This is a genomic window from Saccharothrix lopnurensis, from assembly GCF_042658445.1.
In the GTDB taxonomy this organism is placed as follows: Bacteria; Actinomycetota; Actinomycetes; order Mycobacteriales; family Pseudonocardiaceae; genus Actinosynnema; species Actinosynnema lopnurensis.
In genome coordinates this window covers 332,876-352,041 of sequence record NZ_JBHSQO010000002.1, presented here as the reverse complement: position 1 = coordinate 352,041, position 19,166 = coordinate 332,876, and the positions used below count along the sequence as shown (strand labels likewise).

Here is a 19,166-nt window from a genome sequence, read left to right as displayed (position 1 = left end):
CGCGCCGGAGGACGCCGAGCCCGGCGGTCGCCGCCGCGCCCCGGAGCACCCGGACCCCGGCGGCCGTCGCCGGGCCCCCGAGGACGCGGGGCCGGGCCGTCGCCGCGCCGGCGAGGAGCCCGAGCCCGGTGGTCGGCGTGCGCTCGACGATCCGCAGCCCGGTGCTCGCCGCGCTGCCGACGCGCCGCACCGCGGCCGCCGCCGTGCCCCCGAGGCCCCCCAGACGCCTGTGAGCACCCCTCAGGTCCCCGCAGGGGCCTTCCCGCCGGAGCACCGGCCCCGAACCGACCTCGGCGCCCACCCGGGCGGTCCACCGCCCCACGGCAGGCGTCCCCGTCCCGCGCCGGACCCCGAGGCCACCCGCTACGCGGCCCCGGTCCAGCCGGACGCGGACACCACCTACACCAACGCCTTCTCGGGCAGCCTCCAACCGGCCGCCGCGCCGCGCCCCCGGGCGTTCCCGCCGCAGCCCCAGGCCCAGCCGTCGCACCCGCAGGCACCGCACCCGCAGGCCCCCTTCGCCGGTGCCCCCCTCCCGCCGCGCCGCCCGCGCCCCGCGGACCCGCCCACGGAGGTCATCCCGACCGTCGAGGACGACGACCACGAGGACGACGGGCACCACGAGGACGCCCACGAGGACGCGGACCTGGACGAGCGGGACCACGAGGGCGACCGGGACGACCGCCCCGCCCTGCTCCCCGACACCCCCGGCCGCAAGGCCGTCCGCGCCTTCGGTGAGACGTTGATCACCCTGGGTCTGGTCATCCTGCTGTTCGTGGTCTACGAGGTCTACGTCACCGACCTCATCTCCGCCGGCAAGCAGGACAACGCCACCCAGGCGCTCGACGACCAGTGGAACGCCAACACCGTCGAGGCCCCCGACCAGCGGCGTGAGGCCAAGTACGACCTGCTCGACGGCCAGGCGTTCGCCAAGCTGTACATCCCGGTCTTCGGCCCGGACTACAAGTTCTCCGTGGTGGAGGGCACCACCGACAAGGACCTGGAGATCGGTCCCGGCCACTACAAGGACACCGCGCTGCCGGGCGAGCCGGGCAACTTCTCCGTGGCCGGCCACCGCGTCGGCAAGGGCGCCCCGTTCAACGACCTGGACCTGCTCAGCTCGTGCGACGCCATCGTGGTCGAGACGCAGACCCAGTGGTTCGTCTACCGGGTGCTGCCGATGACCGACGAGCTCGGCGCCTGGGCCGGGCGGCAGGTCGACCCGAAGTGCCAGAAGGTCTCGCCGCTGGGCGCGCCCTACGACAAGACCTTCGGCCAGGAGATCGTGCTGCCCACGCAGGGCGAGGTCATCGCCCCGGTGCCCTACTTCGAGGGCGAGCTGCCCGCGGCGCAGCAGGCGTCGCTGATGACGCTGACGACCTGCCACCCGCGCTTCTCGGACAAGCAGCGCCTGATCGTGCACGCGGTGCTGGCCGACAGCTACCCGAAGGCGCCCGACTTCGTGCCCGACGCGATGAAGGAGAGCTGATGTACGGCTGGATCTGGCGCCACCTGCCCGGCCCGCTGCCGGTGCGGGTCCTGGAGGCGCTGGTGCTGGTGACCGGGGTGGTGGCGCTGCTGATGTTCGTGGTGTTCCCGTGGGCGGAGCCGAAGCTGCCGTTCAACAACGTCACGACCCCGCAGTAGTTCCGAGCCCGCGCTGGTTCCGATCCCGCGGGGCCCCGGGTGGACGACCGGGGCCCGCCGCGCTCAGCCCCGGCAGATGCCGGTCATCTCGTCGCGCCCCACGACCTTGACCCGCTCCCGGCCCCGCTCCGCGCCCAGCGCCAGCTCGTGCGCGTCGAGCCGCAGCCAGCCCTCGTTCGTGGTGAACGGCACGGCCCGCTCCTCCAGGAACCGCACCACGGCCCCCGGCCGGGGCGTCGGCGCGGCCGGCAGCAGCGGCGCGTCGGCGAGCAGGCTGGTCACCGTCTCCAGCGCGTCACCCCTGGTGTGCCCGATGAGCCCGACCGGCCCGCGCTTGACCCACCCGGTGACGTAGACGCCGGTCATCGGCTGCTCGTCCAGGTCGAGCACCCGGCCCGCCTGGTGCGGCACGGTGCCGGAGGCGTGGTCGAACGGCAGGTCGGCCAGGTGCGTGGACAGGTAGCCCACCGCCCGGTACACGGCCTGCACCGGCCAGTCGGTGTGCTCGCCGGTGCCGCGCACCCCGCCGCAGCCGTCGAGCTCCATGCGCTCGGTGCGCAGCCCGCTCACCGCGCCCCCGGCGCCCAGCACCTCGACCGGCGCCTGGAGGAAGTGCAGGTGCAACCGCCGCGGCCGGGAGCCGACGTCCCGGAGCGCCCACTCCTGGAGCGTCCTGACCACCATCTCGACCTGCTTGTTGGACCGGATCAGCTCCACGCTCGCCGCGTCGAAGTCGATGCCCTCGGGGTGCACGACGACCTCGACGTTGGGGGAGTGGTCCAGCTCGCGCAGCTCCAGCGGCGTGAACCTGGCCTGGGCCGGACCGCGGCGGCCGAACACGTGCACGTCGGTGACCGGGCTCGCGGCCAGGTCCCGGTGCACGTTGTCGGGGATCTCGGTGGTCAGCAGCTCGTCGGCGGTCTTGGCCAGCACGCGGGCCACGTCGAGCGCGACGTTGCCGACGCCGAGCACGGCCACCTCGCGGGCCCGCAGCGGCCAGGAGCGCGGCACGTCGGGGTGCCCGTCGTACCAGGAGACGAAGTCGGCCGCCCCGTACGAGCCGTCCAGGTCGATCCCGGGCACGTCCAGCGGCCGGTCCCGGTCGGCGCCGGTGGCGAAGACCACCGCGTCGTAGAACTGCCGCAGCTGGTCGAGCTTCACGTCCACGCCGTAGTCGACGTTGCCGAAGAACCGCACCTCGGGCCGGTCGAGGACGCGCTGGAGCGCGGTGACGATGCCCTTGATGCGGGGGTGGTCCGGCGCGACGCCGTACCTGATCAGGCCGTACGGCGCGGGCAGCCGGTCGAACAGGTCGACGGAGACCTCCGCGTCGGACTTGAGCAGGGCGTCGGCGGCGTAGATGCCGGCGGGACCGGCACCGACGACGGCGACGCGCAGGGAACGACTCATGGCTCCAGATTAGGTTAGGCTAATCTCACTTATCCGGAGAGCTTCGTCACGGCTACGCTGGCGGTATGCGCGTCCTGGTGGTCGACAACTACGACAGCTTCGTCTACAACCTGGTCCAGTACCTGGCCCAGCTCGGCGTCGAGTGCGTGGTCAGGCGCAACGACGCCGTCGAGCCGGCCGAGGTGGGCGAGGTGGACGGCGTCCTCGTCAGCCCGGGTCCCAGCACGCCGGACCGGGCCGGCCGGAGCATGGACGTCATCCGCCGCTGCGCGGACACCGGCGTCCCGGTGCTCGGCGTGTGCCTAGGCCACCAGGCCATCGGCGCGGTGTGGGGCGGCACGGTCGACCTCGCCCCCGAGCTGCTGCACGGCAAGACCAGCGTGGTGCACCACCGGGGGGTCGGCGTGCTCAACGGCCTGCCCAGCCCGTTCACCGCCACCCGCTACCACTCGCTGACCGTGCTGCCGGACACCCTCCCGGCCGAGTTCGAGGTCACCGGCCTCACCGAGAGCGGCGTGGTGATGGCCATGCGGCACCGCGAGCTGCCGGTGGAGGGCGTCCAGTTCCACCCCGAGTCCGTGCTCACCGAGGGCGGCCACCGGATGCTCGCCAACTGGCTGCGGGTGTGCGGCCACGAGGTGCCCGAGACGACCGTCGCGCAGCTGGAGAGCGGGATGCGGCAGCTCGCCGCCGCCGCCAACCGGATCTGAGCCCCCCCCCGGCCGAGCCGGGTCGACCACGTCGAACACCAGGGCGAACCAGGGGGCCCTCCCGGACGAACCACGTCCGGGAGGGCCCCCTGGTGTTCGAGCTACCTCGTCGTCGTCGGTCCGCCGCCGACGCTGAACTCCGCCTTGGTCACGTTGACCCGGGTGTTCTTGTTCGTCGGCGTGTTCGGCTGGATCTCCTGCTGGATGATCTTGTCCCGCTGCGTGATGTCCGTGGTCGGCTCCTCGGACACCACCAGGTCGCCGCCGGTCCACCCGGCCTGGTTGAGCTTGCTGCGGGCCTGGTTCTCGCTCAACCCGCGCAGGTCGGGCATGAGGAACTGGTTGTTCTTCGACACGCTCAGCGTGACCAGCGTGCCCTTCTCCGCCCGGCCCGGGTCCGGGTTCTGGGCGATGACCTGGCCCTGGTCCTCGGGGCTGTCGACGTCCTTGGTCTGGACCTTGAAGCCGTTGCCCTCCAGCGTCCGGCGGGCGTTCTCCACGGTCTGCCCGGTCACGTCCGGCAGCTGCACGGTGTCCGGCGCCCGACCGATCTTCACGGTGATGGTGCTGCCCTTGGCCGCCGTGGTGCCCGCCTGGGGCACCTGCTCGACCACCTTGCCGACCAGCGAGCCGTCCTCGACCTCGACGGTGTCGGTGGCCTGCTCGAAGCCCCACCGGTCGGCTTCCAGCGTCTTCTGCGCCTCCAGCGGCGTCAGGTTCCGGACGCTGGGCACCTCGATCTGCTCGGCGCTCTTGCCCACCAGGATGGTGATCTTGGCGCCCTTGTCGACCGGGCTGCCCACGGGCGGGTCGGTGGCCACGACCTTGCCGATGTCGGCGTCGGTGCAGGCGGGCTCGCTGCCGGGCTGGCACGGCGTCTGCTCGACCTTCGAGTCCAGCCCCGCGTCCTGGAGCGCGCCGTGGGCCGCCGACTGCGTCATGCCCAGCACGGCGGGCACGTCGATCTCCTGCGGCGCCGCGTTGCCGCCCGGGTCCTCGTCCTCGCCGCCGCCGAGCAGGGTCGTGGTGATCCAGACCGCGAGCGCGAGCACGGCGACGCACAGCAGGACCACCAGGGTGATCATCAGCGCCTTCTTGCGCCGGGCGCGCCGCTCCTCGTCCTCCTCGGCCAGCGGGTCGTAGTCGTCGGAGGGGTCGTCCCTCGACGGCTGCGACCGGTGCCGACCGCCGCCGCCGGCCGCGACCTCGGTGCGCTGCGACTGGTTCAGCACCGCGGTGCGGTCCTCGGCCGTCATCACGGCGGGCGCGGACGGGCGCTGCCCGGACAGCACGCGCACCAGGTCCGCGCGCAGCTCGGCGGCCGACTGGTACCGGTTGGCCGGGCCCTTGGCCATCGCCTTGAGCACGATCGCGTCGAGCGCCGGCGTCACCTTCGGGTTCAGCGCCGACGGCGACTTCGGGTCCTCCCGCACGTGCTGGTAGGCCACGGCCACGGGCGAGTCGCCGGTGAACGGCGGCTCGCCGGTCAGCAGCTCGAACAGCACGCACCCCGACGCGTACACGTCGGAGCGGCCGTCGACGGCCTCGCCGCGGGCCTGCTCCGGCGACAGGTACTGCGCCGTGCCGATCACCGCGGCGGTCTGGGTCACGGCGGCCTGGCCGTCGTGCACCGCGCGCGCGATGCCGAAGTCCATCACCTTCACCGCGCCCGAGCGGGTGATCATCACGTTCGCGGGCTTGACGTCCCGATGCACGATGCCGTGCCGGTGGCTGAAGTCCAGCGCCGCCGAGACGTCGGCCATGACCTCCATGGCCCGCTTGCCGGTCAGCGGCCCCTGCGTCTTGACGATGTCGCGCAGCGTGCGGCCGTCGACGAACTCCATGACGATGTAGGGCAGGGGGCCGTACTCGGTCTGGGTCTCGCCGGTGTCGTAGACCGCGACGATGGCGGGGTGGTTCAGGGCCGCCGAGTTCTGCGCCTCCCGGCGGAACCGCTCCTGGAACTGGGCGTCGCGGGCGAGGTCGGCACGCAGCACCTTGATGGCCACGTCGCGGCCGAGCCGGACGTCCCGGCCCTTGTGCACCTCCGACATACCGCCGTAGCCGAGCGTCTCACCCAGTTCGTAGCGGTTGGAGAGCAGTCGCGGAGTGCTCATCAGTGCTTCGTCCCGCTCCTCGTCAACGGTCTCACCATCAAGCCTTCAAGCCTTGCCTTCACACCGTCGGCACCGTTCGTGCCGCTCCGCGTTCATGTCGGCACGCACGTCACCGTGACCCGCGAGCCGAGCGCCACCTCACCGGTCGGCGCCACGTCCGACACCAGGCACCGGTCCCGGTCCCGCGGCGCGCCCCCGTCGGAGGAGTGCGCCTCGGTCTCCAGGCCGCGGCCGGTGAGCCGCTCGGCGACCTCGCCCACCGGCAGGCCGACGTAGTCCGACTTCGTGATCGTCACCTTCGGTTTGCCGGGGAGCCGATCGGTGGAGTCGTCGAGCCCGCGGGCGGTCGTGGAGCCCTGGCTCGCCCCGCCGGGCACCTGTTCGTCGCGCAACGCCCAGCGCAGGAGGACCACGCCGAGCACCAGCAGCGCGACCACCAGCACAGCGACCATAACCCACAGCACGGCTCGGTTGCGCCCCGGTGGGCCCGCACCGGGCGGCAACGGACCGAAAGCGCCCGTGTGCGGACTGTTCACCGCTGGTGGGACCGGTTGCATGGCGGGACGTGAGCCCGGGTGGGTCATCGGCACGCCCGGGTGGACGTGCTGACCCCTCGGCGGGCTCATCGGCTGCGGCGGCGGTGGAGGGCCCTGCTGGGGCAGCGGACCGCTGCCCACCGCCATGGCCAGGCCGGACGGCGCGGGCAGCGGCTGCCCGGCCCGGACCGCGCCCACCGCGGCGGCGAACTCGCCGCCGTTGCGGTAGCGCTGCCGGGGGTCCTTCACCAGGGTCGCCTCGATCAGCGCCCGCGGGCCCGGCGGCACGTCCGGCGGCAGCGGCGGCGCGAGGTCGCGGATGTGCATCATCGCCACCGTCACCGCGTTCTCCGACAGGAACGGCCGGTGCCCGGTCAGGCACTCGTAACCGCACACGGCCAGCGCGTACACGTCGGAGGCGGGCTCGGCGGCGTGGCCCAGCGCCTGCTCGGGCGCGATGTAGTGGGCGGTGCCCATCACCATGCCGTTGTTCGTCACCGGGGCCGCGTCCGCCGCCTTCGCGATGCCGAAGTCGGTGATCTTCACCTTGCCCTCGGGCGTCACCAGGATGTTCCCCGGCTTCACGTCCCGGTGCACCAGGCCGCGCTCGTGCGCCGCCTGGAGCGCGTTGCCCGCCTGCTCCAGCACGTCGAGCGCCCGGTCCGCGCCCAGCCTGCCGCGGGCGATGACGGCGGCCAGCGGCTCGCCCTCCACCAGCTCCATCACCAGGTAGGCGGTGTCCTCCGGCCCGTCCGGGATCGACGCGGTCTCGCCGTAGTCGTGCACCGCGGCGATCCCCGGGTGGTTCAGCGAGGCGGTGGTGCGAGCCTCGATGCGGAACCGCTCCAGGAACTGCGGGTCGCCGCTCAGCTCCGCCTTCAGCACCTTCACCGCGACCCGGCGGTCCAGCCGGGTGTCGTCGCCCTCCCAGACCTCGCCCATGCCGCCGACCGCGATCCGCCTGGTCAGGCGGTACCGCTCGGCGAGCAGCTGGCCGGAGGTCAGCATCAGCGTCCCCCGAGGTAGGCGCCGATGACCGCGCGCCCGATCGGCGCGGCCACCCGGCCACCGGTGGCGAGCTGACCCGCCTGGCCGCCGTTCTCCACGATCACCGCGATCGCGATCTCCGGCTCCTCGGCGGGCGCGAACGCGACGTACCAGGCGTGCGGCCTGGTGGCCCGCACGTCCTCGCCGTGCTCGGCGGTGCCCGTCTTGGACGCGATGGTCACGCCGTTGAGCTTGCCGCCGCCCGAGGTGTTCTTCTCGGACTCGATCATCATGTCGCGCAGCGCGCGGGCCTGGTCGGCCTCCATGGCCTCGTCGACCTCGTCCGGGTCGGTCTCGCTGATGGCCTGGAGGTCGGCGGCCAGGATCTTGCTCACCAGGTGCGGCTGCATCCGCACGCCGCCGTTGGCGATGGTCGCCGCCATCACCGCGTTGGCCAGCGGCGTCACCCGGACGTCCTTCTGGCCGATGCCCGTCTGGTAGAGCGACGGCGTGTCCGAGATCGGGCCCAGCGTGGACGGCACCACCGACAGCGGGATGGTCAGGTCCTGCTCGCCGATGCCGAACCTGGCCGCCTGCTCGCGCAGCACGTCCGCGCCCAGCTCGTTGGCCAGCACCGCGAACGCCGTGTTGCACGACTTGGCCAGCGCCTCCTGGAGGGTGGCCGTGGTGCCGTTGCCGCAGATGGTGTCGTTGAAGTTCGGCAGCGGGGTGTTCGTGCCGGGCAGCGTGATCGTCGGCCGGCCGTCGACCTCGCTGTCCTTGGTCTTGCCGTCGGCCAGCGCCGCGGCGGCCACCACCAGCTTGAACGTCGACCCGGGCGGGTAGATCTGGTGCACGCCGCGGTTGAGCATCGGCTCGGACTCGTCCTGCGTCAGCTCCAGCCACGACGTCTCCTGCGCGTCCGCGTCGTGGCTGGCGAGCAGGTTCGGGTCGTAGGACGGGGTGCTGGCCATGGCCAGGATCTCGCCGGTCTGCGGTCGCATCGCGACCACCGTGCCGGTCAGGCCCTGGCTCGACAGCTGGTCGAACGCCACCTGCTGGAGCTTGGCGTCGATGGTCAGCTGGACGCTGCCGCCCTTGGGGTCGCGGCCGGTGATCAGGTCCGACACCCGGCGCGCGAACAGCCGGTCGTCCGAGCCGTTGAGCAGGTCGTCCTCGGCGCGCTCCAGGCCGCCCGTGCCGTAGATGAACGAGAAGTACCCGGTGACCGGCGCGTACACCGGGCCGTTGGCGTAGGTCCGCAGGTACTCCAGCCGGTCGTCGGTGCGCTGCACCGAGGCCAGCGGGGTGCCGTCGGAGGCGATGATCTGGCCGCGCTCGCGCGAGTACTGGTCCAGCACCACCCGCTGGTTCAGCGGGTTCTTGCGGTAGTCGTCGGCCTTGATGACCTGCACGTACGTGGCGTTGCCCAACAGCAGCAGGATCATCGCCATCATGGCGACGCCGACCCGGCGGAGCGGTGTGTTCATCGGGGACGCTCCACCATCACAGTGAACTGGTCGGCGATGGCCGGCTGCTGCGGCCGCGGCTTCGGCCCGGTCTTCGGCCCGCGCGCCGCGTTGGAGATGCGCAGCAGCAGCGCCACCAGGATGTAGTTGGCCAGCAGCGACGAACCGCCCTTGGACAGGAACGGCGCGGTGATGCCGGTCATCGGGATCAGCTTGGTCACGCCGCCGACGACGATGAAGATCTGGAACGCCACCGCGAACGCCAGGCCGCCGCCGAGCAGCTTGCCGAACGTGTCCCGCACGGCGAGGGCGTTGCGCAGGCCGCGCAGCGCGAACACGGTGTAGAGCAGCAGCACCGCGGACAGGCCGACGAAGCCCAGCTCCTCGCCGATCACGGCGGTGATGAAGTCGGTGTTGGCCTCGGGGATCTCGTCCGGCCGCCCGCCGCCCAGGCCCGCGCCGAACAGGCCGCCGGTGCCCATGCCGAACAGCGACTGGAGGATCTGGTGGCCCGCGCCGTACGGGTCGACGAACGGGTCCAGCCAGTTCTGCACGCGGATCTGCACGTGGCCGAAGATCCGCCACGCCAGGACCGCCGCGCCGGAGAACATCACCACGCCCAGCACGACCCACGCGGCCCGCTCGGTCGCCACGTACAGCAGCACCAGCACGATGCCGAAGAACAGCAGCGACGAGCCCAGGTCCTTCTGGAGCACCATGATGCTCACCACGACGGCCCAGGCCGCCAGCAGCGGGCCCAGGTCGCGGGCGCGGGGCAGGTCCAGGCCGATCACCCGGCGGCCGGCGATGGTGAACAGGTCGCGCTTGGAGACCAGGAACGCCGCGAAGAACACCATCAGCAGGATCTTGGCGAACTCACCGGGCTGGATGGAGAACGCGCCGAAGCTCAGCCAGATCTTCGCGCCGTTGATCTCGGGCGCGATGACGCTGGGCAGCACACCGGGCAGCAGCAGCGCGACCAGGCCGGCGAAGCCGAACGTGTAGCCGTAGCGGGCCAGCGTGCGGTGGTCGGACAGCACCTTGAGCACGGTGCAGAACAGCACGACCGCGATGGCCGTCCAGAGCACCTGCTTCGACGCCGCCGGGTCCCACGTCGCGCCGCCCGGCAGCTTCACGTCCGCCATGGCCAGGTCGATCCGGTGGATCATGACCAGGCCGAGGCCGTTGAGCAGCGCCACGCACGGCAGGATCACCGGGTCCGCGTACGGCGCCCACCGGCGCACGGCGAGGTGCGCGACGGTCAGCAGGCCCAGGTAGGCCAGGCCCAACCACACGATGCGCATGGTCAGTTCCTTCTCCTGGTTGGCCTCGACCAGGATCAGGGCGCCGGTCACGATCGTGGCGGCGAACGCGAGCATGAAGATCTCGGTGCCCCGCCTCGTGGGCGGCCGCAACCCGGGCGACGTGCTGTTCGCCGCCGTGGTGCTCGTGCTCGCCGTGAGCGGTGCGCCCTCCGTGCCGGGAACCGGCGAACCCATGAGACTACTGACCCTTCCGGCAGTCCGTACCCGGCCTCGGCGCGGGCGTGGCGAGGGGCGTGCCCTCCGGGGTGGTGGACGTGGGCGGCGCCGCCTGGGTCGCCGACTGGTCCGGGTTGGCGGTCGTCGTGCCGGCGGACGGGGTGGTCGTCGTCGGGGTGGTGGTGGTCGGGGTGGCGCCGGTGGTCGCGGTGCTCTCCGGCGGGCAGAGCTGGAGCGTCTGCTCGGTCCGCAGCCGGCGGATCGCCTCGCGCGCGCCGTCCAGGCCGTCCACGTCGGTGATGCCGTTGCGCACCACGTCGCGGGCGGAGACCTTCAGGTCGTCGACGGTGATCGCCTCGCACGCCTGCGCGCCGGGCGGGCACGAGCCCTCCACCAGCCGGTGCAGGTCGAACCCGAACACGCTGCCGGTGACGCCCTGGAAGACCGAGACCTCGCTGTTGTCGCCCACGCCGACGTAGTACTGGCGCAGCACGTACCAGCGGGTCGCCAGGCCGGCCGCGGCCAGCATCAGCAGCAGGAACACCACGAGCGCCAGCGCCTTGAGCTTGGACCCGCGCGACCGGCGCGGGTCCGGCTGCTGCGCCGGCGGCGGGTCCACCCGCTGCGGCACGGGCCTCGGCCCGGTGATGGAGCTCGCCCGCGAGGCGGGGGAGTCGGGGGGTGGCGGGTCCTCGCTGCCGTCCCCGGCCGCGCCGCCCACTATCGGGGCGTTGTCCCCGAAGTCGACGTCGACCACGTCGGCTATCACGACCGTCACGTTGTCGGGACCGCCGCCCTTGAGCGCCAGCTCGATCATCCGGTCCGCGCACGCCTGCGGGTCCGGGATGCGGATGGCCTCCTCCAGCGTCTCCAGCGTGACCACGCCGGACAGGCCGTCGGAGCACAGCAGGTAGCGGTCGCCCGGCCGGGCCTCCCGCACCATCAGCCTGGGTTCCACCTCGTGGCCGGTCAGCGCGCGCAGCAGCAGCGAGCGCTGCGGGTGCGTGGCCGCCTCCTCCTCGGTGATCCGGCCCTCGTCGATCAGCGACTGGACGAACGTGTCGTCGTGCGTGATCTGCGCGAACGCCCCGTTGCGCAGCATGTACGCGCGGGAGTCGCCGATGTGCACCATGCCCAGCCGGGTGCCCGCGAACAGCACGGCGGTGAGCGTGGTGCCCATGCCGTCCAGGTCGGGGTCGCTCTGCACGAGCTCGGAGATCGCGCCGTTGCCGGCGATCACCGCGTCGCGGAGCTGGCCGAGCAGGTCGTCACCGGGCTCGTCGTCGTCGAGCGGGGCCAGGGCGGCGATGACCACCTTGCTGGCCACCTCGCCGGCGGCGTGGCCGCCCATGCCGTCGGCGAGCGCGAGCAGGCGGGGGCCGGCGTACACGGAGTCCTGGTTGTTCGAGCGCACCAGGCCACGGTCGCTGCGGGCCGCGTATCGAAGGACGAGGGTCATGAGCGCAGCTCGATCACCGTTTTGCCGATCCGGATCGGGGAGCCGAGCGGGACCCGCGTCGGGGCCGTGACTTTCGCCCGGTCGAGGTAGGTGCCGTTCGTGGACCCCAGGTCCTCCACGAACCAGTCGGTGCCGCGCGTGGACAGCCGCGCGTGCCTGGTCGACGCGAAGTCGTCGTCCAGCACCAGCGTGGAGTCGTCGGCGCGGCCGATCATGATCGGCCTGCCGTCCAGGGAGATCCGGGTGCCCGCCAGCGCGCCGTGCGTCACGACGAGCTGCCGGGCGGCCTTCGCGCCCTTGGCGCCCTTCTTCTCGCCCCTGCCGAACTTCGGCGTCGGGACGCGCAGCCCCGACGCCGTGTACAGGTCGGAGCGGACCACTCGAAGCGCAGCAAACACGAACAACCAGAGCAGGATGAGGAAACCCGCTCTGGTCAGCTGCATCACCAGCTCTGGCACCGGTTGTAACCGCTCCTGACTTGAGTGCCTTGAGTGCCGTCACGCCACGTCGGAACCCGAGACGTGCTCGGATCGACCCGTCGGCTCCCGGGTGATCATCCCGGGTCGGTCGGACCCGGGCCGAACGCCCCCGGTCGAACAACCCCGGCCGGTCGGCTCTGGCCGGTCGGGGTCGGCCGGTCAGCCCTGGGTGCGGAAGACCAGCGAGGAGTGGCCGATGCGGACGACGTCGCCTTCCGCGAGCTGCCAAGTCTGCACCGGTGTGCCGTTCACCGTGGTGCCGTTTGTCGAACCGAGATCAGCGAGCATGGCACTGTGCCCGTCCCAGGTGATCTCCAGGTGCCTCCTGGAGACCCCGGTGTCGGGCAGCCGGAAGTCGGCTTCCTGGCCGCGACCGACCACGTTGCCGCCCTGCTTGAGGTTGTAGGTGCGGTTCGAGCCGTCGTCCAGGTGCAGCGTGGCGCTCAGCTGGCGCGGGCCCGACTGGACCGCCGGCGGGGCGTAGCCCTGCGTCGGGTCGCCGTAGCCCTGCTGGCCGCCGTAGCCCTGGTCGTAGCCCGGCTGGCCGTAACCCGGCTGCTGGCCGTAGCCCTGGTCGTAGCCGGGCTGCTGCTGGCCGGTGTAGCCCTGGTCGTAGCCCTGCTGGCCGTAACCCTGGTCGTAGCCGGGCTGCTGGCCGTAACCCGGCTGCTGCCCGCCGTAACCCTGGTCGTAGCCCTGCTGCTGCTGGCCGTAGCCCTGGTCGTAGCCGGGCTGCTGCTGGCCGGTGTAGCCCTGGTCGTAGCCCTGCTGGCCGTAACCCTGCTGCTGGTCGTAGCCCGGTTGCTGGCCGTAACCCTGCTGCTGGTCGTAGCCCTGCTGGCCGTAGCCGCCCTGCGCGTAGGGGTCGTAGCCGGGCTGGCCCTGTCCTTGTCCGTAGCCGGGAGGCTGGCTCATGGATCCGTCTCCTGCAGTGCGAGGTGGTGCTGACCGTCGGCTGGCAACTTTCACGTCGGGGTCGACGGACGAGCTGGTTCGGAACTGTCCGGTGTGCAGCGCGTCGGAGCGCTCCAGGGAGACTACGACGTCACCATAGGTATCCCATCCGCTCTCCTCCAGGTGCTCCCGGATGGAGTCCCCGAGAAGCTGGGTGATGCGTAGTTCATCTTGGCCGTCCCCGGCAAGCCGATCGTGGTCCTGCGGACCCAGCAGGACCTTGAAGTGGTTCGGTGCGAGCAACCTGCCACCCGCCAACTCGCGGATGTTGCCCTCCGCCTCCCGCTGTAGTGCCTGGGCCACTTCCTGCGGGACGACGTTGCCGCCGAACACGCGCGCGAAGGTATTGCCCACCATGCCTTCGAGACGGCGCTCGAAGCGCTGTACGAGGCCCACGGCAACCCTCCGACTCGGTCGACTTCTACTACCGATCGTATCCGGGGTGGGGTACCCGTACACGGGGCGATTGGTAACTCGGTCGGAGGCCGTGCTAGGGTTCCTCTCGTCGCCAGGGCGAGTGGCGGAATGGCAGACGCGCACGGTTCAGGTCCGTGTGTCCGAAAGGACGTGGGGGTTCAACTCCCCCCTCGCCCACCAGCAGCAGGGCCCCGTGGTTCACCCGCGGGGCCCTGCTGCTTTTCCACCATCATTCCCCGGGCCCCGCGTCGGCGGTGAGCTACATCACTCGCTCGGCCCAGTGAGTTCACCCGGTTCGCGGCGTCCGTCCGTGGCGGGACCGGCGGTCCACCCCCGAAGATCGCGGAGTGTGTGACGCGCCTTACTCCACTTCGGGATGGCGCAATCGCCCGACCGACCCTGACCGACCCCGGCCGGCCGGGCCGCCGGCTGCGTTCCCGGGTGCTCGCGGCGAGGGCGGGTCCGGTGTCGGTCGGGCTGCCGGGGGTGCTCCCGTGCGGCTGCGCGGAGGCCGTGTCCGGCGTCGGTCGGGGCGGTCCGGCAGGGGTCGCGCCGGCTCGGGCCGAACCGTGTGAGCCGGGACACAACCGCTGGTCGCGGCCGTGCCTGGGGCGGGGTTGGTCGGTCGTTCTGGTGCGGCGAGCGGTCGGCGATGCGGTTCGCGGGGCCGGTTCGGCGCCCGTTCCGGAGGGCGTTCCAGGCGTCGCACGCACACTCTGAGCACCGGTTCGAGGGTGCCGGGGTCCGGGGGGTCACCCAGACGGCAGCACCGCCGGACCGAAGTCGGCCGGACGCCCGGCGACCGGTTACCGACCGCTCGACGCCGCCGATCGCAGGAGCGCCGTCGAGCCGGGAGCGGGGTAGGGGTGACCTGGTACGCCTTGTCCAGAGCACGAGTCGAAACGCGGCGGGGAATCCCGCCGTGGTTGCCGAGGAGGCCCTGGCGTGAGCAGCACCCCAGCACGGATCGCGGACACCGGTGAAGCACGGGCGCTGTCGGCCACCGCGATCCCCGTTCCCGAACTGCCCGGCTCCGCCGAGGAGCTGGCCGCCGCGGCGGCGGTCCGCCTCGGCTGGCACGGCGTGGTGCTGCCGGAGATGGTCCTCATGGGTCGCCGCGTGATCGTGGTGGCCGAGCTGCTGGCCGACGCGCACGCCGAGCGGGTGTGCGTGGGCGCCGGGCCCGAGCCCGACCGCACCACGGTGTCCACCTGGGTGTGGCCGGAGATGGACGGCCGGGTGCCGCCGACGGCGGTGCGGATCGTGGGCGTGCTGGCGGTGGCCCGCCACTGGCGGACCGCGCTGGCCTCGGCGGTGCCGTTCGCGCGGTTCGGCAACGCCGCCGCGGTGCTGCCCGCCTCGGTCGCGTTCACCCACGACTACCTGGCCAACTGCCTGCCGCGGGTGCGGCGCCACGGGGTGTCGGTCCTGCTGGCCGACGAGGACCTGACCCTGTCCACGGACGTGGCCGGCCGCAACGAGACCGTGCCGGTCGAGGACACCGCCACCACCCGTTGGGTGAATGAACTGGTCTACGAGCAGGTGCTGGCGACCGCGTCCTGATCTACCGTCGTTCCCATGCTGGTGGTGATCGCGGGCGGGCACGGCAAGATCGCGTTGTTGGCGCAGCGGCTGTTGGCGGCGCGGGGTGACGGCGCCGTGGCGCTGGTGCGCAACCCCGGGCACTTCGCCGATGTGCGGGCCGCGGGTGGGAATCCGGTGCTGTGCGACCTGGAGGCGGCGGACGTCGCTTCGGTCGCCGGGCACCTGGCGGGCGCGGACGCGGTGCTGTTCGCCGCCGGCGCCGGGCCGGGCAGCGGGCCGGCGCGCAAGGACACCGTCGACCGGGGCGCCTCGGCGTTGCTGGCCGACGCCGCGGAGCGGGCCGGTGTGCGGCGGTTCGTGCAGATCAGCAGCTCCGGTATCGGGCGGACCACGGGGGACGAGGGGTTCGACGCCTACCTGAGGGCGAAGGGCGCCGCCGAGGACGACCTGCGGGAGCGGGACCTCGACTGGACGGTCCTGCGCCCCGGCCGGCTGACGGACGAGGAGCCCACCGGGTTGGTGCGGCTGGCCGAGGAGCCCCTGCGGGGGTCGTCGGTGCCGCGCGGCGACGTGGCCGCCGTGGTGGTGGCGCTGCTGGACCGGCCGGGCACGGTGCGGCGCACGTACGAGCTGATCTCCGGGGACGTCCCGGTCGAGGACGCGTTCTAGCCCCCGAGTCCCGGGTCCTTCAGCCCAGCACCCGGGCCAGGTGGTCGTTGGTGAACTTGCGCGTGGGGTCCAGCCGGTCCCGGACGCGGCGGAAGTCGTCGAAGCGCGGGTAGCGCTCGCGCAGGGTGTCGGCGGTGAGCGAGTGCACCTTGCCCCAGTGGGGGCGGCCGCCGACGGAGTTCGCGATCCTCTCGAACGCGTCGAAGTACCGCCGGTACGGCATCCCCAGGTACTGGTGGACGGCGACGTAGGCGGTGTCGCGCTCGTGCGCGGTGGACAGCCAGATGTCGTCGGCCCCGGCTACCCGGACCTCGACCGGCACGATCACCCCGTGGTCCAGCCGGGGGACGACGGCCCGCAGCTCGCGCAGCACGTCGTGCAGGGCGGCCCGGGGCACGGCGTACTCGGTCTCGACGAAGCGGACGCGGCGCGGCGTGACGAACACGCGGTGGGAGACGTCGCGGTAGACGCGCTCGGAGACCAGCGCGCCGCAGACGCGGTTGAGCGCCCGGGTGGTCGCCGGCACGGCCCTGGCCAGGCGGCAGACCAGGCCGAACGCGCCGTTCTCCACCACCTCGTACTCGTAGAAGCGGCGGGCCGCCGAGAGGGGCGCCGCCGGTTCGCCGGTCCGGTTGTTGCGCTTGAGGATCACCCGGTCGGCGTGCGGGAACCAGTGGAACTCCACGTGGTCCTCGGTGGCCGTGAGGTGGTCGAACTCCTCCAGGACGGCGTCGAGGCGCGCGGGTGACTCGCGGGCGTGCAGCACGAAGGCGGGCACGCACCGGAGGGTGATCGTGCTGATCACGCCCAGCGCGCCCAGGCCGACGCGCGCGGCGGCGAAGAGGTCGGGGTCCTGCTCCGGGGAGCAGCGGGTGACCGTGCCGTCGGCGAGGACGAGTTCGAGCGCGGCCACCTGGGTGGCCAGGCCGCCCAGCCGCGCGCCGGTGCCGTGGGTGCCGGTGGAGATGGCGCCCGAGACGGTCTGGGCGTCGATGTCGCCGAGGTTGGGCAGGGCCAGGCCGAGGGCGTCGAGCAGGGCGTTGAGCTGCCGCAACGTGGTGCCCGAGCGGACCGTGACCAGCGTGCCGGCCACCTCGGTGACGCCGGTCCAGTCGACCAGGTCGACGGCGACGCCGGGCGCCGCGGCGATGGCGGTGAACGAGTGCCCGCTGCCGCGGGGGCGCACGGCGGACGCCCCCGCGACCACCTCGGCCAGCTCGTCCCGGCTCGCCGGGCGTTCCACGCGGTGCGGGTTCGCGGACGCCGTGCGCGCCCAGTTGGTCCACGGGGTCCCCAATGCCCACCTCCGGGGTGTCACCGTAGGTGAATGGCTTTCACCTTTCAAGTACCGTAAGGCCATGCGCACGTCCTTTGATGCCGCGACCAAGGGGTTCGACCCGCCGTTCGCGGTCGTGGACCTGGACGCCTTCGACCACAACGCGGACGACCTCGTGCGCCGCGCCGGCGGTCGCCCCATCCGGGTGGCCAGCAAGTCCGTGCGGGTGCGGGCGCTGCTGGAGCGGGTGCTCGCGCGGCCCGGGTACGCCGGGGTGATGTGCTACTCGCTGCCCGAGGCGCTGTGGCTGTCGGACGAGGACCTGGCCGACGACCTGCTGGTGGCCTACCCGACCGTGGACGCCGAGGCGCTGCGCCGGCTGGCCGCGGACGACCGGGCGCGGGCGCGGGTCAGCGTGGTGGTGGACTCGGTCGAGCACCTCGACGTGGTGCGGGCCGCGCTGAGCGCGGGCCACCCCGAGATCCGGGTCTGCCTGGAGCTGGACGTGTCCTGGCGCCCGGTGCCCGGCCTGCACGTGGGGCCCCGGCGCTCGCCCGTGCACACCGCGCGCGACGCGGGCCGGCTGGCCGCGGAGATCGTCCGGCGGCCGGGGTTCCGGCTGGTCGGCGTGATGGCCTACGAGGGGCAGATCGCCGGGCTGGGCGACCGGCCGCCGGGCCGGCCGCTGCGCGGCGCGGTGCTGCGCTGGATGCAGCGGCACTCGGGGGACGAGCTGGTCGAGCGGCGCGCGGCGGCGGTGCGCGCGGTGCGCCGGGTCGCCGAGCTGGAGTTCGTCAACGGGGGTGGCACGGGCAGCCTGGAGGTCACGGCCGCGGACCCGTCGGTGACCGAGCTGGCCGCCGGGTCGGGGCTGGTCGGGCCGACGCTGTTCGACGGCTACCGCGGGTTCCGGCCCAGGCCCGCGGCGCTGTTCGCGCTGCCCGTGGTGCGCCGGCCGGCCTCCGGGGTGGCCACGCTGTTCGCGGGCGGGTACGTCGCGTCGGGCACGGCGACCGCCGACCGGCAGCCCACCCCCTACCTGCCGGCGGGGCTGAGGCTGCTGCCGCTGGAGGGCGCGGGCGAGGTGCAGACCCCGGTCGTCGGCCGGGCGGCGGACTCGCTGCGCCCCGGCGACCGGGTGTGGCTCCGGCACGCCAAGGCGGGGGAGCTGGCCGAGCGGTTCACCCACTACCACCTCGTGCGCGGTGACGTGGTCGAGCGGACCGTGCCCACCTACCGGGGCGAGGGGCGGTGCTTCGGCTAGTCGGGCGCATCAGGCCGGTCGGGTGTCCGGCTGGTCGGGCATCCGGGTGGACAGGTAGCCCCGGACCAGGACCTTGGCCTCGTCCAGGATTCTCGGGTCGCCCGCGGCGTCCCGGCGGAAGGCCAGGTTCAGCACGCCGTCCGCGGCCTCGACCGCGATCGAGATCGGCAGCTGGATCTCGTCGAGCGGGATGTCGAACTTGGTCGAGATCATCTCGGAGATGCGGTCGGAGATGACGGTGTTGTTGTCGCGGCGGTCGTCCAGCAGCCGCATGTCGACCACGTCGCCGAAGTGCAGCCGGGAGAACGCGGGCACCTCGCGGTGCATCTGGACGTAGACGTCGAAGATCGAGTCGACGGCGTCCCACCAGTGCTCCAGGGTGGTCGAGCCGAACCTGCCGTCCACCGTCTGGATGAACTTCTCCAGGTTGCGCAGGGTCAGCGCCTGCACGACGGCCCGCTTGTCCGGGAAGAACTGGTACAGCGAGCCGACCGCCACGCCCGCGCGTTCGGCGATCAGTGTCGTGGTCACCCCGTCGTAGCCGACCTCCTCGATGAGCTGGGCGCAGGCTTCGAGCATCCGCTCGACGCGCTTGGCGCTGCGCTGCTGCACCGGCTGGCGGCGCAGCGGGGTCGTACTGGTCACGGCGACTCCTGCGGGCTGGACTGCGGGCTTCCATAGTGCCCGTTCACGGGCTTCCGCACTTCACTTCGCGGCGCAACACGCCTACGATCCGAATCACTTTC

General features: G+C 72.7%; 17 protein-coding genes and 1 tRNA gene. 7 read left to right on the top strand and 11 right to left on the bottom strand.

Annotated features, from left to right (window positions below):
• On the bottom strand, positions 1-190 hold a 190-nt coding region (locus ACFP3R_RS03760), incomplete at its 3' end, for a hypothetical protein (protein ID WP_380632812.1).
• A 39-nt stretch (positions 191-229) separates the two neighbouring features.
• Here ACFP3R_RS03760 and ACFP3R_RS03755 point away from each other — a divergent pair.
• Together ACFP3R_RS03755 and ACFP3R_RS03750 are read left to right on the top strand one after the other, a co-directional pair.
• Entirely contained in the window at positions 230-1,489 is a 1,260-nt protein-coding gene (locus ACFP3R_RS03755; RefSeq protein WP_380632810.1) for a class E sortase, read from the top strand.
• Positions 1,489-1,647 carry a hypothetical protein gene (locus ACFP3R_RS03750; RefSeq protein WP_380632807.1) on the top strand — a complete coding sequence of 53 codons (159 nt, stop codon included), beginning with the start codon at positions 1,489-1,491 and terminating at the stop codon, positions 1,645-1,647. The genes ACFP3R_RS03755 and ACFP3R_RS03750 overlap by 1 nt, the downstream gene beginning before the upstream one ends.
• A 63-nt stretch (positions 1,648-1,710) precedes the next feature.
• Here the strand turns inward: ACFP3R_RS03750 and ACFP3R_RS03745 are convergent, their stop codons facing one another.
• Positions 1,711-3,057: an FAD-dependent oxidoreductase gene (locus ACFP3R_RS03745; RefSeq protein ID WP_380632804.1), complete on the bottom strand. Its 1,347-nt coding sequence runs from the start codon at positions 3,055-3,057 to the stop codon at positions 1,711-1,713.
• 65 nt (positions 3,058-3,122) lie between these two features.
• Between ACFP3R_RS03745 and ACFP3R_RS03740 the strand changes: the two genes are divergently transcribed.
• Positions 3,123-3,767: an aminodeoxychorismate/anthranilate synthase component II gene (locus ACFP3R_RS03740; RefSeq protein ID WP_380632802.1), complete on the top strand. Its 645-nt coding sequence runs from the start codon at positions 3,123-3,125 to the stop codon at positions 3,765-3,767.
• 101 nt (positions 3,768-3,868) lie between these two features.
• Here ACFP3R_RS03740 and pknB read toward each other — a convergent pair whose 3' ends face one another.
• The 7 genes from pknB to ACFP3R_RS03705 form a co-directional block, all read right to left on the bottom strand.
• Positions 3,869-5,884, bottom strand: a complete 2,016-nt coding sequence (gene pknB, locus ACFP3R_RS03735; protein ID WP_380632799.1) for a Stk1 family PASTA domain-containing Ser/Thr kinase — start codon at positions 5,882-5,884, stop codon at positions 3,869-3,871.
• Positions 5,885-5,976: 92 nt separating this feature from the next.
• Positions 5,977-7,428, bottom strand: a complete 1,452-nt coding sequence (locus ACFP3R_RS03730; protein WP_380632798.1) for a serine/threonine-protein kinase — start codon at positions 7,426-7,428, stop codon at positions 5,977-5,979.
• Positions 7,428-8,897, bottom strand: coding sequence for a peptidoglycan D,D-transpeptidase FtsI family protein (locus tag ACFP3R_RS03725; RefSeq protein WP_380632795.1), 1,470 nt, complete (start codon positions 8,895-8,897; stop codon positions 7,428-7,430). The genes ACFP3R_RS03730 and ACFP3R_RS03725 overlap by 1 nt, the downstream gene beginning before the upstream one ends.
• Entirely contained in the window at positions 8,894-10,375 is a 1,482-nt protein-coding gene (locus ACFP3R_RS03720; RefSeq protein ID WP_380632792.1) for an FtsW/RodA/SpoVE family cell cycle protein, read from the bottom strand. The genes ACFP3R_RS03725 and ACFP3R_RS03720 overlap by 4 nt, the downstream gene beginning before the upstream one ends.
• 4 nt (positions 10,376-10,379) lie before the next feature.
• Positions 10,380-11,816: a PP2C family protein-serine/threonine phosphatase gene (locus ACFP3R_RS03715; RefSeq protein ID WP_380632789.1), complete on the bottom strand. Its 1,437-nt coding sequence runs from the start codon at positions 11,814-11,816 to the stop codon at positions 10,380-10,382.
• A complete protein-coding gene (locus tag ACFP3R_RS03710; RefSeq protein WP_380632786.1) occupies positions 11,813-12,274 on the bottom strand; it encodes an FHA domain-containing protein FhaB/FipA in 462 nt (153 codons plus the stop codon). Before ACFP3R_RS03710 ends, ACFP3R_RS03715 begins: the two co-directional genes overlap by 4 nt.
• Before the next feature lie 180 nt (positions 12,275-12,454).
• Positions 12,455-13,645, bottom strand: a complete 1,191-nt coding sequence (locus tag ACFP3R_RS03705) for a DUF3662 and FHA domain-containing protein (RefSeq protein WP_380632785.1) — start codon at positions 13,643-13,645, stop codon at positions 12,455-12,457.
• Between the two features lie 115 nt (positions 13,646-13,760).
• On the opposite strand from ACFP3R_RS03705, the gene ACFP3R_RS03700 reads away from it, so the two are divergent.
• From ACFP3R_RS03700 to ACFP3R_RS03690, 3 genes are all read left to right on the top strand, one after another.
• Positions 13,761-13,846: transfer RNA gene (locus ACFP3R_RS03700), tRNA-Leu, on the top strand.
• 765 nt (positions 13,847-14,611) lie between these two features.
• On the top strand, positions 14,612-15,229 hold the full coding sequence (locus ACFP3R_RS03695; protein ID WP_380632781.1) for a hypothetical protein: 618 nt from the start codon (positions 14,612-14,614) through the stop codon (positions 15,227-15,229).
• Between the two features lie 15 nt (positions 15,230-15,244).
• A complete protein-coding gene (locus tag ACFP3R_RS03690) occupies positions 15,245-15,880 on the top strand; it encodes an SDR family oxidoreductase (RefSeq protein ID WP_380632779.1) in 636 nt (211 codons plus the stop codon).
• A 19-nt stretch (positions 15,881-15,899) separates the two neighbouring features.
• Here the strand turns inward: ACFP3R_RS03690 and ACFP3R_RS03685 are convergent, their stop codons facing one another.
• Positions 15,900-17,177: a D-arabinono-1,4-lactone oxidase gene (locus ACFP3R_RS03685; RefSeq protein WP_380632777.1), complete on the bottom strand. Its 1,278-nt coding sequence runs from the start codon at positions 17,175-17,177 to the stop codon at positions 15,900-15,902.
• A 61-nt stretch (positions 17,178-17,238) separates the two neighbouring features.
• On the opposite strand from ACFP3R_RS03685, the gene ACFP3R_RS03680 reads away from it, so the two are divergent.
• A complete protein-coding gene (locus tag ACFP3R_RS03680; RefSeq protein WP_380632774.1) occupies positions 17,239-18,420 on the top strand; it encodes an amino acid deaminase/aldolase in 1,182 nt (393 codons plus the stop codon).
• Between the two features lie 9 nt (positions 18,421-18,429).
• Here ACFP3R_RS03680 and ACFP3R_RS03675 read toward each other — a convergent pair whose 3' ends face one another.
• Positions 18,430-19,065, bottom strand: coding sequence for a TetR/AcrR family transcriptional regulator (locus ACFP3R_RS03675; protein WP_380632772.1), 636 nt, complete (start codon positions 19,063-19,065; stop codon positions 18,430-18,432).
• Between the last annotated feature and the right edge of the window lie 101 nt (positions 19,066-19,166).